Below are 15809 nucleotides of genomic sequence, written 5' to 3'. Positions count from 1 at the left end.
TAGGCTGCGGGCCCTCTCAGGTCAACTGACGGGCGCCGCGCTGGCCCCGGGCAGCGGGGCCTCGCGCCCCAGCAGCGCCCGGGCCCGGGCCACGCCCTGTTGCAGGCTGCCCTCGATCTCGACCTCGGGCGGACGCAGGTCATGCGCCCGGAACTGCGCCCTGAGGTCGGCCGAGGCGCCGGTCAGCACCACCAGGACCCCCTTGCGCCGGGCGCTGCGGACCAGCCCCTCGACGGTATGGATCGCCGTGCTGTCGACCAGCGCCGCATCGGCGAAATCGACCACCAGCGCGCGGTGGGTATCGGCGATCCGCTCCAGCACCGCGCCGACCGAGGCCGCCGCGCCGAAGAAGAAGGCACCGCGGATGCGGTAGACCATGATCTCGTCGCTGCGGCTGAGGCCCGGGACCGGCGCGTCGTCGAGCCCGTCGGCCTCGACCATCGAGACTTCGGCCGCCTTCGACATCCGGTGGATGAACAGGACCGAGCCCAGCGCGAAGCCGACGACGATGGCCTCGGTCAGGTCGCGGAACACGGTCAGCAGCAGGGTGACCATGAGGACGGCGGCATCGGCGCGGGACGAGCGGAACAGCGTGGCGATGGCGTGGCGCTCGATCATGTTCCAGGCGACCGTGGCCAGCACGCCCGCCAGCGCCGCCAGCGGCACCATGCCCACCAGGGGCGCGGCCAGCATCATGAAGACCAGAATGAAGACGGCGTGCAGCATCCCGGCGACGGGCGAATGGGCGTTGGCGCGGACGTTGGTGGCGGTCCGGGCGATGGTGCCGGTGGCGACCATGCCGCCCATCAGGCCCGACATGATATTGGCCACGCCCTGCGCCAGAAGCTCCATGTTCGAGGAATGGCGCCGCCCGCTCATCCCGTCGGCCACGACCGCGGAAAGAAGCGCCTCGATCGACCCCAGCAGCGCGAAACCCACGGCGTTGGGCAGCACCGCAACCATCAGGTCCCAGTCGAGCGGCGGCAGGCTGGGCGCGGGCAGCATCGCCGGCACCGCGCCGAAGGTCGAGACGATGGTCGGCGTGTCCAGATCGAACAGGTTGACCGCGAGCGTCGTCACCGCCACCGCGATCAAGAGGTTCGGCAGCCGTGGCGCCCAGTGCTTGACGCCGAGGATCAGCGCGATGGTCCCCGCGGCCAGCGCCACGGTCACCGGGTTCACCGTCGGCAGCGCCTGCCAGATGACCGGCAGTTTCTCCAAGATCGGGCCGGGTTCGGGGCCGTTCAGCGTGAGGCCCAGCAGGTCCTTGATCTGGCTGGCGAAAATGATCGTCCCGATCCCGGCGGTGAAGCCCACGGTCACCGGATAGGGGATGAACTTGATGTAGGACCCCAGCCGCAGCAGACCGATGGCCCCCATGATGACACCCGCCAGCATCGTCGCAATGACCATCCCGGCGATACCGTACTCCTGCACCGTCGCCGCCACCAGCACGATGAAGGCCCCGGCCGGGCCGCCGATCTGGAACCGGCTGCCGCCGAGGGCCGAGATGAAGAAACCGCCGATGATCGCGGTGTAAAGCCCCATCGCGGGCGTCCCGCCCGAGGCGATGGCAATCGCCATTGACAGGGGCACGGCGACGATGGCCACCGTGAGCCCGGCGATCGCGTCACGTTTCAGATGATCGACGCCATAGCCTTCGCGCAGGACGGCATAGAGCGCCGGCACAAGCCGGTCGGAATAGGGCATGGCCCCCTCGCATGAAGTCGGAACGGGCCGAGCCTAGCGCGCCGCCCGTCCGGTATGCAAGGGTATCCCGATGCCGGGAGCGCAGTCTCAGAGAACCGAGGCGAAGCTGTCCGTTTCGGGGTCGTAAGCCTCGAGCCCGCCTTCGCCGATGTCGTGCCACAGGCCGTGCAGGGTCAGCGTCTCGTTCTCGACCGCGTCCTTGACGAAGGGGAAGGTCATCAAGTTGTTGATCGAGATGCGCACCGCCTGCTTTTCCATGGCCGCGATCCGGGCCTCGGGGTCGGTGAATTCGGCCGTGGCCTCGTAGCCGGGGCGCAGGATTTCCATCCAGTTGCCGACGAAGCTGGAGCCCGAGGCCAGTTCCGGCGCCTTGCCCGCGCACATGTCGTGACAGCCGCGCACGCCGCCGCAGTTCGAATGCCCGACCACCAGCAGATGCGCAACTTTCAGCGCCGTCACCGCGTATTCGACCGCAGCCGAGGTGCCGTGGTGGTCGCCGTCGGGCGTGTAGGGAGGCACCAGATTGGCGATGTTGCGGTGGATGAAGAACTCGCCCTGGTCGGCGCCGAAGATCGCCGTGACATGCACGCGGGAATCGCAACAGGCGATCAGCATCGAGCGCGGATGCTGTCCTTCCTGGGCGAGATGGCGGAACCAGCTCTTGTTCTCGGCATAATGTGTGGCACGCCAGCCACGAAACCTGTTGACCAGGTATCCGGGCAGTTTGCGGGCGTAAGACATGTGCATTTCCCTATACTTCCAGGCCGGAGACAGTGCTATGCTCAATTTGCAGGAAAATCGAGCGACAATTCCGCACCCGAGGCAACGATTTGTTAGCCTGGATCTAAGATCCTCCACGGGCGCAAGGGAGAGTCGGAGAGGCAGAAAGGGTGCAATCGTGACATTCGTCATCGAGATGCGTCCAAGCGAGCGGGTGGTCATCGACTCCGCTGTCTTGGATGACGTGTTCAATCGGTATGGCCATCGTGGGGCCGAAGACTACGTGATGGAAGCGGTCGAGGCCATTTCGGATACCCTGGCCGAGGTCGACGCGCTGGGACGCGAGGACCGTCTGGCCGAGATCGCGCCGCGTGCTCAGACCGTGTCGCGGCGCAGCGCCGATATCGGGCTGACCTCCCTGGCCAAGGTGGCGCGCGACATGGGCATCGCCGCCCGTCGGGGCGACGTGATCGCCTATCGCGCGGTCTGGGAACGTCTGGTGCGCATCGGCGACCGCTCGCTGGCGACGGTCTGGATGGAACCGCGCCTCTCGCTCTGATCCTTCTCGTTGCAGGACCGCCGCGCCGCCCGGTTCGACGGGCGGCAACGGCTCGCGCGGCCCAAGGCCCGGGCGTGGAAAGGCCCTTTCCCTTCCTCCCCGGCGCGCTTTAGGGTGGGGCCGTTCTGCATCAGAGAGGGCCCATGCGACAGAGCCTTGCCACCTTCGCCCCCGCCGACGCGCCGTCGGTTCCGTTGCACGCGATCAGCGCCGACGGGCTGGCGACCTGGCTGGACCAGCAGCCCGAGCGGGTCCGCACCTGGCTGAACGCGACCGGCTTTTCCGCCGCCGCCGGTGAGACGCTCTGCGTACCGGATGTGGCGGGCGAGGTGTCGATGGCGGTCTTTGGCCTGGGCGGCGCCAAGGCGCGCGCCCGGCGGCGGATGGCGCTGGGTGCCGCCCGCAAGAAACTGCCGCGCGGCAGCTACCACCTGGCTGGCGGTTTCGATGTGGAAGAACTTCCCGAACAGGCGCTGGGCTGGCTGCTGGCCGGCTACAGCTTCGACCGCTTCCGGCACCGTTCCGCCGACGAACTGCCGCTGGCCATGCTGAAGGCCCCCGCCGGGATCGACGCCGGGCGCGTCTCGATCCTCGCCGCCGCCGAATGGCTGACGCGCGACCTTATCAACACCCCGGCCTCGCAGATGGGACCCGAAGAGCTGGAAACCACGCTCCTCGCGCTGGCCGAGGAATTCGGCGCCCATGTCTCGGTCACCTATGGCGACGACCTGTTGCAGGAGAATTTTCCGCTGATCCATGCGGTCGGCCGGGCCTCGGACCGGATCCCGCGGCTTCTGGACCTGCGCTGGGGTGACAGCGGGCCGCGCATCACGCTGGTCGGCAAGGGGGTCTGTTTCGACACCGGGGGGCTCGACATCAAACCCGCCGCCTCGATGGGGCTGATGAAGAAGGACATGGGCGGCGCGGCCACGGTGATGGGGCTGGCGATGATGATCATGGCGCTGGGCTGGAAGGTGCGGCTGCGCCTGCTGATCCCGGCGGTCGAGAACGCGATTTCCGGCAGCGCCATGCGCCCGGGCGACGTGCTGACCGCGCGCAACGGCCTGACGGTCGAGGTGAACAACACCGATGCCGAGGGCCGGCTGGTGCTGGCCGATGCGCTGGCGCTGGCCTGCGAGGAGAGCCCCGATGCGCTGATCTGCATGGCGACGCTGACCGGCGCGGCGCGGGTGGCGCTGGGCCCGGACCTGCCGCCCTTCTACACCGATGACGAGGATCTGGCGCTGGCGCTGTCCGACGGCGCCGCGGTCGAGGCGGATCCGCTGTGGCGCATGCCCTTCCACGCCCCCTATGAATCGCTGATCGAGCCCGGCATCGCCGACCTCGACAACGCGCCGGGGGGCGGCATGGCGGGATCGATCACCGCCGCGCTGTTCCTGCGCCGCTTCGTCACGCCCGGCACGCGGTTCGCGCATTTCGACATCTACGGCTGGCAGCCCAAGGACGAGCCCGGCCGCCCCAAGGGCGGGCAGGGGCAGGCGGCGCGGGCGGTGCTCTGGGCGCTGCCCGAGGTTCTGGGGCCCGGGATCGAGGGCGGCGCATGACCGACCGGCGCTATTTCCGCGCCGCGGGCGGGGTGGCGCATGACAGCCTGAAAGGCGCGCTGGAGGGCGTGCTCTTCGTGCCCGGCCGCTGGCTGCGCGTCGTGGCGCCGCTGGCCGATCTCTGCGCCACGCCGGGCGGGGCGCGGGACCGGCAGATGCTGCTGGGCACCCGGATCTGCGTCATCACCGAATGCGACGGCCATGCTTTCGGCTTCGACGGCGACGAGGGCTATTGCGGCTGGATCGCCGAGGAGGCGCTGGGCGACGACCTGTCGGTCAGCCATTGGGTCGCGGCCCCGGCCACGCATGTCTACGGCGCCCCCGACATCAAGCAGCGCGAGCGGATGGCGCTGAGCATGGGCGCGCGGCTGCAGGTGACGGGCGAGGTCGGGCGTTTCGCGGTGACGCCGGGCGGCTATGTGCCTGCCCGGCATCTGCGCAAGATCGGCGACTGGCGGGCGGATGCGGTGGCGGTGGCGCGCGACTTTCTGGGGACGCCCTATCTCTGGGGCGGCAATTCGCGCGACGGGATTGATTGCTCGGGTCTGGTGCAGGCGGCGTTCCGGGCGCTGGGGCGCGACTGTCCGGGTGACAGCGACCTGCAAAGCCTGATGGAGGGGGCCGAGGTTCTGGACGGCGCCGAGGAAGCGGGCGATCTGATCTTCTGGGCCGGGCATGTGGCGATGGTCAGCGAACCCGGCCGCCTGATCCATGCCAACGCCCACCACATGGCGGTGACCGAAGAGCCGATGGCCGATGTGCTGGCCCGGGCGGAGGAGCCGGTGATCCGGCGGCTGCGGGTCGGCTGAGCGGGGGCGGCTGGGCGCCCGCGTCGACGATGCCAGGGACGGTGCGTGAAATCACGCACCCTACGGTGGGGCAGCGCCAGGCGGACGGCCCGGCCCGTTCGGAAAGCGGGTCCGTAGGGTGCGTGATTTCACGCACCTATCGTGCCCCGGACCCATCGGCGGCCGCCTCATCAGGGCAGCTCACCCGACGGAATCACCCCGAAGAACGCCCCGCCCGACCAGAGCCCGAACCACGACTCACCCCCGACCGGGTGATGCGCGCCGATCTCGACCAGCCGGTAAAAGCTCTTGCGGTCGATCAGCGCCTCCAGCCCGGCGCGGACCATGACATAGGGCGCGGGCTCGCCCGTTTCGGGGTCGCGCTCAACGCGGATCGGATGCTCGGGCCCGGCCTCGACGGTATCGCCGACATTGGTCTCGAACCGCAGCACCTGCGCCTCACCCTTGCCCGAGACCGTGTAATCCACCGCGACGAAGGGCGCATCCTCGACCGTGATCCCGACCTTCTCGACCGGGGTCACCAGAAAATACCTGCCGTCCTCCCGCTTCAGGATCGTGGAGAAGAGCCGCACCAGGGCCGGCCGCCCGATCGGCGTGCCCAGATAGAACCACGTCCCGTCCCGCGCGATCCGCATGTCCAGATCGCCGCAGAACGGCGGATTCCACAGATGGACCGGCGGCAAACCGCCCTTTTTCGCGGCCTTCGAGGCCGAGGCGGCGAGCGACTCGGCATCCGGCGCTTGCGGCGGTGTCACATTGTCTTGTGGCGCGGTCATTTTATCCAACTTGGTCTGGGCGAGCGGGTAACCCCTGACATATAACCCATGGGGAACAGAGGTCACGTCCCGGAGGTATGCGCCCATGAGCGACACGCTGGTCCCCGCCATCGAGGCGCTCGGCGCCCGCCTGCAACAGGCGAGGGGTGCCATCGCCCCCCGTTTCATCGGGCAGGAAAAGGTCGTGGACCTGTCGCTGACCGCGCTTCTGTCCGGTGGCCACGCGCTGCTGGTGGGCCTGCCGGGACTGGGCAAGACGCGGCTGGTGGACACGCTCGCCACCGTCATGGGGCTGCAATCGAACCGCATCCAGTTCACGCCTGACCTGATGCCCGCGGATATCCTCGGCTCCGAGGTGCTGGACAGTGGCGAGGACGGCCGCCGCCAGTTCCGATTCATCGAAGGCCCGGTCTTCTGCCAGCTGCTGATGGCCGATGAGATCAACCGCGCCAGCCCCCGCACGCAATCGGCCCTCTTGCAGGCCATGCAGGAGCGCGAGGTGACCATCGCCGGCCGCCACCGCCCCTTGGGCGCGCCGTTCCACGTGCTGGCCACCCAGAACCCGATCGAGCAGGAGGGCACCTATCCGCTGCCCGAGGCCCAGCTCGACCGCTTTCTGGTGCAGATTGACGTGGAATACCCGGACCTTGCCACCGAACGCGCGATCCTGATGGCCACCACCGGCACCGAAGAGGCGCAATCGCACGAGGTCTTCACCGCCGCCGATCTTCTGGCCGCGCAGACCCTGATCCGCCGCATGCCGGTGGGTGAAAGCGTGGTCAACACGATCCTGCATCTGGTGCGCGCCTGCCGTCCGGGCTCGGCCGAGGCTGACGCCTCGCTGGGTGACAGCCTGGCCTGGGGCCCGGGCCCGCGCGCCGCGCAGGCGCTGATGCTGGCGGTCCGCGCCCGGGCGCTGCTGCAGGGCCGCCTTGCGCCGTCGGCCGAGGATGTCGCGGCGCTGGCCCGGCCGGTCCTGTCGCACCGCATGGCGCTGAGCTTTGCCGCGCGGGCCCGGGGCGAGACGCTGGGCGGGGTGATCGACCGCGTGGCGGGCCGCGTGACCGGCACGATGGAGGCGGCTGCGTGAGCCCAGCCGCGCCCTATGGCGCCGACCTTCGCCGCGAGGGTGAAGCGCTTTCGGGTGCCCTGCCGCCCCTGCTGGTTGCCGCCGAGCATCTGGCACAATCGGTGCTGCCTGGCGCCCATGGCCGCCGCCGTGCCGGGCCGGGGGCCGAGTTCTGGCAGTTCCGGCCGCTGGGCCCGGGCGAGGGCGTGGCGCGGATCGACTGGCGCCGCTCGGGCCGTGGCGATGAGCTTTACCTGCGCGAGACGGAATGGCAGGCCGCCCGGGCGGTGACGCTCTGGGTCGATGGCGGTGCGGCGATGTCCTTCACCTCGGCCAGCGGGCGCGAGACCAAGGCGGCGCGCGCCCGGCTGCTGGCCATGGCGCTGGCGCTGGTGCTGCTCAGGGGCGGCGAGCGGGTGGGTCTGGCCGAGGCGAGCCTCGCCCCCCGCGCCGGACGGGCCCAGGCGGGACTCTTGGCCGCCGCGCTGGCCGAGGAGGCCGAACAAGGCGCCGAACATGGCGCCATCGACCTGCATGCCTCGCCCAGCGGCGGGCATGTGGTGATCTTCTCTGATTTTCTGGGCGATCTGGCCCAGATCGAGGGCGCGCTGGCGCTGGCCGCCGCACGCTCGATGCGCGGCATCCTGGTGCAGATCCTCGATCCGGCGGAGGAGGCCTTTCCCTTTGACGGCCGCACGAGATTCGAGAGCATGTCGGGCCATCTGAGCTATGAGACGCTGCACGCGGGCGATCTGCGCGACGCCTATCTGGCAAGGCTCGCCGCCCGCAAGGACCATGTGCAGGCCCTGGCCCGGCAATCGGGCTGGCACGCGACGACGCTGCACACCGACCGGCCCGCGGCCGAGGGGCTGCTCTGGCTCTATCAGGCGCTGGGCGAGGCGCGGCGGCGATGAACATGCTGGGTTTCACCACGCCGGTGCTGCTTTGGGCGCTGCTGGCGCTGCCGATCCTGTGGTGGCTGTTGCGCGCCGTGCCGCCCGCGCCGGTGCGCCGCCGCTTCCCCGGTATCGCCCTGCTGCTGGGGCTGCGCGACCGCGACCCCGAGAGCCAGCGCACGCCCTGGTGGCTGCTGCTCTTGCGCGTGGTGGCGCTGGCGGCGCTGATCCTGGCGCTGGCCGGGCCGGTGCTGAACCCGTCCCGCGCGTTGCCGGGGCAGGGCAATCTGCTGATCGTGATGGACGCAAGCTGGGCCAGCGCCCGCGACTGGCCGCGGCGGCTGGAACGGGTCAGCCAGGCGCTTGACGGGGCGCAGCGGGCCGGGCGGCCGGTCGCGGTGGTCGCCCTGACCGATCCGCCGCAGGGCGCCATCGAATTCCGCGCCGCCGAGCATTGGCGCGAGCGGCTGACCGGCCTGACCCCGCGCCCCTGGTCGCCCGAGACCGCGCTGCCCGATTGGGCCGGGACGATCCCCGAGGGGACCGAGACGCTGTGGCTCAGCGATGGGCTGGCGCGGGACGGGCGGAACGCGCTGCTGTCGGCGCTGTCTGAGCTTGGCCCGGTGCAGGTCTATCAGCCGGAAACCCCAGTCATCGCGCTGGCCCCGCCCTCGTTCGACGGGCAGGACGTGACGGTCGGCGCGCGCCGAACCCCCGGCCCGCCGCTGGCCCTGACGCTGCTGGCCATCGGCCGCGATCCGGCGGGGGCCGAGCGTGACCTTGCCCGTGCCGCGCTGATCTTCGACCCGGGCGCGCAGAGTGCCGAGGCGCTGTTCGACCTGCCGCCGGAACTGCGCAACCGCATCACCCGCTTCCAGATCGAGGGCGCGCGCGGGGCGGGGGCCGTCACGCTGACCGACGACAGCCTGCGTCGCCGCAAGGTGGCGCTGCTGACCGTGCGCGAGGGCAATGAATCCCTCGCGTTGCTCAGCCCGCTGCATTACCTGCGGCAGGCGCTGGAACCCTCGGCCGATCTGGTCGAATCCTCGTCGCTGGACGACCTTCTGCTGACCGGCCCCGATGTTCTGGTGCTGGCCGACATGCCGGCGATGACCGAGGCCGAGACGCAGGAACTGACCGATTGGGTCGAGGCGGGCGGCTTGCTGTTGCGCTTCGCCGGGCCGCGGATGGCGGGGGCGGGGGCCAGCGCCTCGGGCTTCGGCGCGCCGCAGGACGACCCGCTGCTGCCGGTGCCGCTGCGCGCCGGGGGGCGCACCGTGGGCGGTGCGATGAGCTGGGGCGATCCGCGCTCGCTGGCCCCGTTCCCCGAGGATTCGCCCTTCGCCGGTCTGCCGGTGCCCGGGGATGTCGGCATCCGCGCCCAGGTCCTGGCCCAGCCCGGCCCCGATCTGGCCAGCCACACCATTGCCGCGCTCGCCGATGGCACGCCGCTGGTCACGCGGGCTGCGCGCGGTTCGGGCCAGGTGGTGCTGTTCCACGTCACCGCCAATGCCGAATGGTCGACCCTGCCGATTTCCGGCCTTTTCGTCAGCATGCTGGAGCGGCTGGCGATCTCGACCCGCGGCGCGGTGCCCGAGGCCGGAGAGCTGGAAGGCACCCACTGGCAGCCCGAGGAAGAGCTGGACGGTTTCGGCCTCTTGCAAAGCACCGCCAACCGTCCCGCCGTGACGGGCGAGGATCTGGCCCCGGTTCTGGCCGGGGAACGCGCCCCGGGGCCGGACCTGCCGCCCGGCCTCTATGCCGGTACGGCGCTCAGGCTCGCTGTCAACGCCACGGACGCGCAGACCCCGCTGACGCCTGCGCAATGGCCGCTGGGCACTAATGTGGAGACCGGGGTCGAACGGCCCGAGGTGCCGCTGGGCGGGTATCTGTTTGCCGCCGCCGCCGCCGTGCTGATGCTCGATGCCCTGGCCACGCTGGCTTTGGGCGGGCGGCTCCTGAGGGCGGCGATCCTGTTGCTGGCGCTTGGCCTTTCGGTCCCGCGGGCCGAGGCGCAACCGGTCGATACCCGCATTCTGGAAGCCACGGAATCGGTGGTGCTGGCCGCGGTCAGCACCGGCGATGCGCAGATCGACGATGTGGCGCTGGCCGGGCTCAGGGGCCTGTCGCTGGCGCTGTACCAGCGGTCCTCGGTCGAGCCTGCGCTGCCGATGGCAGTGAATGTCGAGACGGATGAGCTGTCGATCTACCCCTTCCTCTATTGGCCCGTGACCGCGGACAGCCCGCTGCCCACGGCCGAGGCCAATGACCGGCTGAACCGCTACCTGCGTTCGGGCGGGATGATCCTGTTCGACACCCGCGACGCCGATCAGGCGCGGCTGACCGGCGGCATGACCTCGGCCGGGCGGCGGCTGCAACAGATCGCCGCGGGGCTCGACATCCCGCCGCTGGAACCGCTGCCCGAGGATCACGTCCTGACCCGCACCTTCTATCTGCTGGCCGATTACCCCGGCCGCTGGCAGGGCGGCACCGTCTGGGTCGAGGCCGCGCCGCCTGATGCGCAACGCGCCGAGGGGATGCCGTTTCGCAACCTCAACGACGGGGTGACGCCAGTGGTGATCGGCTCGAACGACTGGGCCTCGGCCTGGGCGGTCGATGAACAGGGCACGCCCCTGTTGCAGGTCGGGCGGGGGTCGACCGGCGAGCGGCAGCGCGAGATGGCGCTGCGGTTCGGGGTCAACCTGATCATGCATGTGCTGTCGGGCAATTACAAATCCGACCAGGTGCATGTGCCGGCGCTCTTGGAAAGGCTGGGGCAATGAACGGAACCGCGCTGGTCTTCGATCCGCTGCTGTCCTGGCCGGTGATCGCCGGGCTGGGCGCGCTGGCGCTGGCCGTGACTTTGCTGTCGGTCTGGCGCGGTCTGGCAGGCTGGCCGTTCCGCACGCTGGGTCTGGCGCTGATCCTGGCGGCGCTGGCCAATCCCGCCCTGCAATCCGAGGAACGCCAGCCGCTGGGCGACATCGCTCTGGTGCTGCGGGATGAGACCGGCTCCAACCGGCTGGCCGGAAGGGCCGAGCAGACCGACGAGGCCGCGGCGCAGATCGGCGCCGAACTGGCCCGGCTGGGGATCGAGCAGCGGGTGGTCTCGGTCCCCGATGGCGCCGACAACACCGGCTCGACCCTCAACACCGCGCTGGCCGCGGCGCTGGCCGATCTGCCGCATGACCGGCTGGCGGGCGTCTTCGTGATCTCGGACGGGATCGCCCATGACGCGGTGAGCGCCGCACCGCAAGCCCCGGTCCATCTGATCGAGACCGGCACCCCCGACGATTGGGACCGCCGCCTCATCATCCGCAACGCCCCGGCCTATGCGATCCTTGGTGAGACGCTGAGCCTGACGATTCGCATCGAGGACGAAGGCGCGGTGCCCGAGGCCCTGCGCGACCGCCCGGTGCAGGTGGGCTTCGCGCTGAACGGTGACGATCTGCGCTATGCCACGGCGCCGATCGGGCAGGACCTGACACTGGACCTGACGCTGGACCGCGGCGGGCTCAACGTGCTGCGCTTCCAGCTGCCGGCCGAGGAAGGGGAACTGACCGACCGCAACAACGCGGGCGTGGTGCAGATCAACGGCATCCGCGACCGGCTGCGGGTGCTGCTCGTCTCGGGCGAGCCGCATACCGGGCAGCGCACCTGGCGCAACCTCTTGAAATCCGACCCTTCCGTCGATCTGGTGCATTTCACCATCCTGCGCCCGCCGGATCGTCAGGACGGGGTGCCGGTCAACGAACTCTCGCTGATCGCCTTCCCGACGCGCGAATTGTTCGTCGAGAAGATCAACGAATTCGACCTTATCATCTTCGACCGCTACCGCCGCCGGGGCATCCTGCCGCCGTCCTATTTCGACAATATCCGAAGATATGTGATTGAGGGCGGTGCCCTCCTGGTCGCGGGCGGGCCGGAACTGGCCAGCGCCGAGAGCATCTATCATTCCGCCCTGGGCCGGATCCTGCCTGCGGAACCGACCGCGCGGGTCTTCGACCAGCCTTTCACGCCGCATCTGTCCGAGATCGGCCAGCGCCATCCGGTGACCGCCGGGCTCGACGCCGATTTCCCGCCCCGTGATGGCAGCGCGCTGCCCGGCTGGGGCAGGTGGCTCAGGCAGATCGAGCTGACGCCCGGCGCGGGCGAGGTGGTGATGCAGGGCATCGGCGACCGGCCGCTGCTGGTGCTGGACCACGCGGGCGAGGGGCGGGTGGCGATGCTGGCCTCGGACCAGGCCTGGCTCTGGGACCGCGGGTTCGAGGGTGGCGGGCCACAGGCGGAATTGCTGCGGCGGCTGGCGCATTGGATGATGCGCGAGCCGGATCTGGAGGAAGAGGCGCTGATCGCCACCGGCGACGGGCTGACGCTGTCGATCACCCGCCGCTCGCTGTCGGATGGCCCGCATGCGGTGACCATCACCGGGCCCGACGACAGCAGCGTCGAGGTGCCGCTGACCGAGACGGAACCGGGCCGCTTCACCGCCGCATGGCAGGGGGCCGAGCCCGGGCTCTACCGCCTGCGCTCGGACGATCTGGACACGGTTGCGGTGCTGGGCACGGCCAATCCCCGCGAATACGAGCGGGTGGTGGCGGATGCCGCGCCGCTGGCGCCCTTGATGGGGGCGACCCGCGGCGGGGTGGCGGCGATGGCGGGCGGCGTGCCCGCGCTGCGGCTGGTCGAGTCCGGGCGTCAGGCCTGGGGCCGCGGCTGGCTGGGCGTGACCCCGCGCGGCGCCTATGTGACGACCGACCTTCGGCTCTCGCCCTTGCTGCCCGCCTGGCTGTGGCTGGTGCTGGGCCTCGGGTTCGTGCTGGTCGGGTGGCTGCGTGAAGGGCGGCGGTAGGGGCGGCGGGGACGTCGCCGGTGACGGTGCGTGCGAGCACGCACCCTACGGCCGGAACCAGCGCCCGTCGGGTGGGATTGCATCGCGCTGGGCCTCGGGTTCGTGCTGGTCGGGTGGCTGCGTGAAGGGCGGCGGTGATGCTCTGCGTCCCGGTCGGCGGTGGGGTGGGGTGAAATCCCACCCTACGGTGCGCCGCCGATAGGACGTGTTCGCCCTGCGGCTGTGTGGACGGTGCGTGCAAGCACGCACCCTACGGGGCCCTTGCAGGGTGGGATTTCATCCCACCGCACCAGCGGCGGCGAAGAAAGCACCTCTCCCACTCGTAGGGTGCGTGCCCGCACGCACCGCTCCCCTCACGGCACCGCGATCTGACCCTTCGACACCGGCACCGCCGATCCCGCCACCCGGACCGAGGCCAGCGCGCCGTCCTTCACCACCACCGTGAGCGCGATCTCCGACGGACGCCCCATCTCCACCCCCTGGGTGATCGCGACCGGCGTCTCGCCCTCGCCCACCAGACCCCGCGCGAAGAGTTCGGCGGCGAAGATGGCGCTGGCGGAGCCCGTCGCCGGATCCTCGGGGATGCCCGCCGTGGGCGAGAACATCCGCGCCCGGTAGCCGCCCTCGACGGGCACGTAGCACCAGGCGGAATCGACCCCGGCCCCGGCCATCAGCCGCGACCAGGCCGGTTCGCGGGGGCCCGCGGCGGCGAGCGCCCCGAGATCCGGCAGCGGCACATACAGGAACCCGGGACCCCCCTGCCAGAGCCCTGGCCCGGGATGGCCCGGTGCGCCGACCGCCGCCACCCCCAGCGCCTGGGCGCAGAGGTCGGGATCGGCCTGGCCGGGTTTGGCGAAGGGCGTGACCGGCGCGGTGAACTCGGCCCGCACGCGGCCCGCCTGCCGGGTCACGGTGACGGGGACGAGGCCCGCCTCCTCTTCCAGCACCAGCGGCTGCACGGAGTCAGGGCCCTCGCCCGCCAGCCCCGAGAGGCAGATCGCGCAGCCGATGGTCGGATGCCCGGCGAAGGGGATTTCGGCGGTGGGAAAGAAGATGCGGACCCGGGCGGTATGGGCCTTGTCGCGGGGCGGCAAGACGAAGATCGTTTCGGACAGGTTGAATTCGCGGGCGAGCGTCAGCATCTGCGCCTCGCTCAGGCCCTCGGCCCCATGGACGATGGCCAGCGGATTGCCGCGGAACCGCGTCTCGGTGAAAACGTCCCAGGTTTCGAAAGTCAGCATGCCGGGCTCCTCCTGCTCAGGGCGGCAGGCTAACCCGGCAGCGGGCTATGGAAAAGGGCGCGCCCGTTGCCGGGCACGCCCTCCTTCACGCATCGGCGGGGAGACCTCAGGCCGCCGAGGCGTCAACCAGTTGCGCGCTGGACGTGGTGCTGGCGATCTCGATCCGGCGCGGTTTCAGCGCCTCGGGGATCTCGCGCACCAGGTCGATATGCAGCATGCCATCGGCATGGGTCGCGCCCGAGACGCGGACGTGATCGGCCAGATGGAAGCGGCGCTCGAAGGCGCGGGTGGCGATGCCGCGGTGCAGATAGGTGCGCTCGGCGCTGTCCTCGGCCTTGCGGCCGGAAATGGTGAGCCCGTTCTCTTTCAGCTCCACCGAGAGTTCATCGGCGGCAAAACCGGCGACCGCGACCGAGATGCGGAAGGCGTTCTCGTCGGTCTTCTCGATGTTGTAGGGCGGGTAGGTCGGCTGCACGGGTTCAGCCGCCAGGACGCGATCCATGAGATCCGCCATCCGGTCGAAACCCACGGAGGCGCGGAACAGGGGGGTCGGGTCGAAAGCACGCATCGGTGTCATCCTTTGATAAGCGATGTCAATGTGTTGCCCGCCGGACGGCCCGGCCGGGCGATGTCCCGGACCCCATCATGGGCGCCCGGTCATCCCGATGTGGGAAGCGCTGTTGCGGGTTTCAAGAGGGCGCCGGGTCAGGGCCGGACGAAGCGCGCGCTGCTGCGGGCGCCCTGCGGACCCGGGGCATTCAGCCCCGAAACGCCCTGGTCGAGCGCGGCCTCCAGCGCCTGCACCCGGCCCGCCAGCCGCATCCCCAGCGAGAGCGGCCTTTCGCCGTTTTCGGCCCGGGCCGAGATCAGCGAGACGATCCGCACCTCGCCCCCCTCGACCGCGAAGACCGGCGAGCCCGAGGAGCCGAAGTCGATCTGGCAGGAGAAGACCGAGACCCCGTCGCGGCGCTGGTCGAGGACGTGGCAGGTCTCCTGGATCGAGGGGGCCTCGGCCCGGCCGCGGCCGTAGCTGACCACGGCGACCGCCGCGCCGCTGCCGGCGGGAAGCTCGCCGACCCGGAAGGGCTGGATGGCAGTGGTGCGGACCGGGCGGTCGAGTTCGAGAACGGCGATATCCTCGGAGACGTTGCTCAGGTCGGCCCCGGCAGCGAAGTCGAAGGCGGGCCAGATGGCGGCGCGGGTGACGCCGCGGATCGCCTCGGCCCTGCCGGTGCGGAAGCCCGCGAGGAATTCGAGGCGGTTCTCGGGCAGGCGGGCGCCGGTGGTGCGGTCAAAGAGGCAATGGGCGGCGGTCAGCACCCGGTCGGGGGCGATGAGCGTGGCGGTGCAAAAGCCCACGCCCTGCATGTCGAGGCGGCCGACCGCCTCCCATCCGCGCGAGGCGTCGCCGGTTTGCAGCGCATGCAGGCGGCTGTCCTGCTGGGCAGGCGCAGGCAAGGGCAGCAGGGCGAGGATCAGGGCAAGGTGGCGCATGGATTCGGCGATGGGCGAGGCGGAGGGACGGTGTACCGCGAAGGTGGCGTAATTGGGGCGGAGGACAGCGGCGCGCGGCGCGGCGGGGCGCAGGCTCCCGCCCACCCACCCCGCCTGC

Annotated in this window: 13 protein-coding genes; 7 read left to right on the top strand and 6 right to left on the bottom strand. The window is 70.7% G+C overall.

The window, feature by feature from the left end; translation table 11 throughout:
* Positions 1–21: 21 nt before the first annotated feature.
* Both DDE23_RS16950 and DDE23_RS16945 read right to left on the bottom strand, forming a co-directional pair.
* Positions 22–1710 (bottom strand): SulP family inorganic anion transporter, encoded by a 1689-nt coding sequence (locus DDE23_RS16950; protein ID WP_107753261.1) that lies wholly within the window; start codon positions 1708–1710, stop codon positions 22–24.
* A gap of 87 nt (positions 1711–1797) precedes the next feature.
* The gene (locus tag DDE23_RS16945; RefSeq protein ID WP_107753259.1) at positions 1798–2451 is read right to left on the bottom strand and encodes a carbonic anhydrase; all 654 of its coding nucleotides are present in this window, start codon (positions 2449–2451) and stop codon (positions 1798–1800) included.
* Positions 2452–2608: 157 nt separating this feature from the next.
* Here DDE23_RS16945 and DDE23_RS16940 point away from each other — a divergent pair, with 157 nt between their 5' ends.
* From DDE23_RS16940 to DDE23_RS16930, 3 genes are all read left to right on the top strand, one after another.
* Positions 2609–2989, top strand: coding sequence for a hypothetical protein (locus DDE23_RS16940; protein ID WP_107753257.1), 381 nt, complete (start codon positions 2609–2611; stop codon positions 2987–2989).
* A 143-nt stretch (positions 2990–3132) separates the two neighbouring features.
* Entirely contained in the window at positions 3133–4554 is a 1422-nt protein-coding gene (locus tag DDE23_RS16935; RefSeq protein ID WP_107753255.1) for a leucyl aminopeptidase family protein, read from the top strand.
* Positions 4551–5363, top strand: a complete 813-nt coding sequence (locus tag DDE23_RS16930) for a C40 family peptidase (RefSeq protein WP_107753253.1) — start codon at positions 4551–4553, stop codon at positions 5361–5363. Before DDE23_RS16935 ends, DDE23_RS16930 begins: the two co-directional genes overlap by 4 nt.
* Before the next feature lie 170 nt (positions 5364–5533).
* Here DDE23_RS16930 and DDE23_RS16925 read toward each other — a convergent pair whose 3' ends face one another.
* Positions 5534–6139 (bottom strand): DUF1285 domain-containing protein, encoded by a 606-nt coding sequence (locus tag DDE23_RS16925; protein ID WP_107753251.1) that lies wholly within the window; start codon positions 6137–6139, stop codon positions 5534–5536.
* Between the two features lie 85 nt (positions 6140–6224).
* Here DDE23_RS16925 and DDE23_RS16920 point away from each other — a divergent pair, with 85 nt between their 5' ends.
* From DDE23_RS16920 to DDE23_RS16905, 4 genes are read left to right on the top strand one after another with little or no spacing between them, the layout of a single operon-like run.
* Positions 6225–7229 carry an AAA family ATPase gene (locus tag DDE23_RS16920; protein ID WP_107753249.1) on the top strand — a complete coding sequence of 335 codons (1005 nt, stop codon included), beginning with the start codon at positions 6225–6227 and terminating at the stop codon, positions 7227–7229.
* A complete protein-coding gene (locus DDE23_RS16915; protein WP_107753247.1) occupies positions 7226–8122 on the top strand; it encodes a DUF58 domain-containing protein in 897 nt (298 codons plus the stop codon). Before DDE23_RS16920 ends, DDE23_RS16915 begins: the two co-directional genes overlap by 4 nt.
* The gene (locus DDE23_RS16910; protein ID WP_107753245.1) at positions 8119–10887 is read left to right on the top strand and encodes a DUF4159 domain-containing protein; all 2769 of its coding nucleotides are present in this window, start codon (positions 8119–8121) and stop codon (positions 10885–10887) included. Before DDE23_RS16915 ends, DDE23_RS16910 begins: the two co-directional genes overlap by 4 nt.
* Positions 10884–12956 (top strand): hypothetical protein, encoded by a 2073-nt coding sequence (locus DDE23_RS16905; RefSeq protein ID WP_107753243.1) that lies wholly within the window; start codon positions 10884–10886, stop codon positions 12954–12956. The genes DDE23_RS16910 and DDE23_RS16905 overlap by 4 nt, the downstream gene beginning before the upstream one ends.
* 353 nt (positions 12957–13309) lie before the next feature.
* On the opposite strand, the gene DDE23_RS16900 is transcribed toward DDE23_RS16905, so the two are convergent.
* The 3 genes from DDE23_RS16900 to DDE23_RS16890 form a co-directional block, all read right to left on the bottom strand.
* Positions 13310–14197: a PhzF family phenazine biosynthesis protein gene (locus DDE23_RS16900; protein WP_107753241.1), complete on the bottom strand. Its 888-nt coding sequence runs from the start codon at positions 14195–14197 to the stop codon at positions 13310–13312.
* Positions 14198–14303: 106 nt separating this feature from the next.
* Positions 14304–14765 carry an Hsp20 family protein gene (locus DDE23_RS16895; RefSeq protein ID WP_107753239.1) on the bottom strand — a complete coding sequence of 154 codons (462 nt, stop codon included), beginning with the start codon at positions 14763–14765 and terminating at the stop codon, positions 14304–14306.
* Positions 14766–14902: 137 nt separating this feature from the next.
* The gene (locus tag DDE23_RS16890; RefSeq protein ID WP_238150030.1) at positions 14903–15796 is read right to left on the bottom strand and encodes a trypsin-like serine peptidase; all 894 of its coding nucleotides are present in this window, start codon (positions 15794–15796) and stop codon (positions 14903–14905) included.
* Positions 15797–15809: the final 13 nt, after the last annotated feature.

It is taken from the genome of Pararhodobacter aggregans (assembly GCF_003075525.1).
GTDB lineage: Bacteria > Pseudomonadota > Alphaproteobacteria > Rhodobacterales > Rhodobacteraceae > Pararhodobacter > Pararhodobacter aggregans.
Note: the sequence above shows the minus strand (reverse complement) of the source record. Positions and strands in the feature narration are given on the sequence as shown.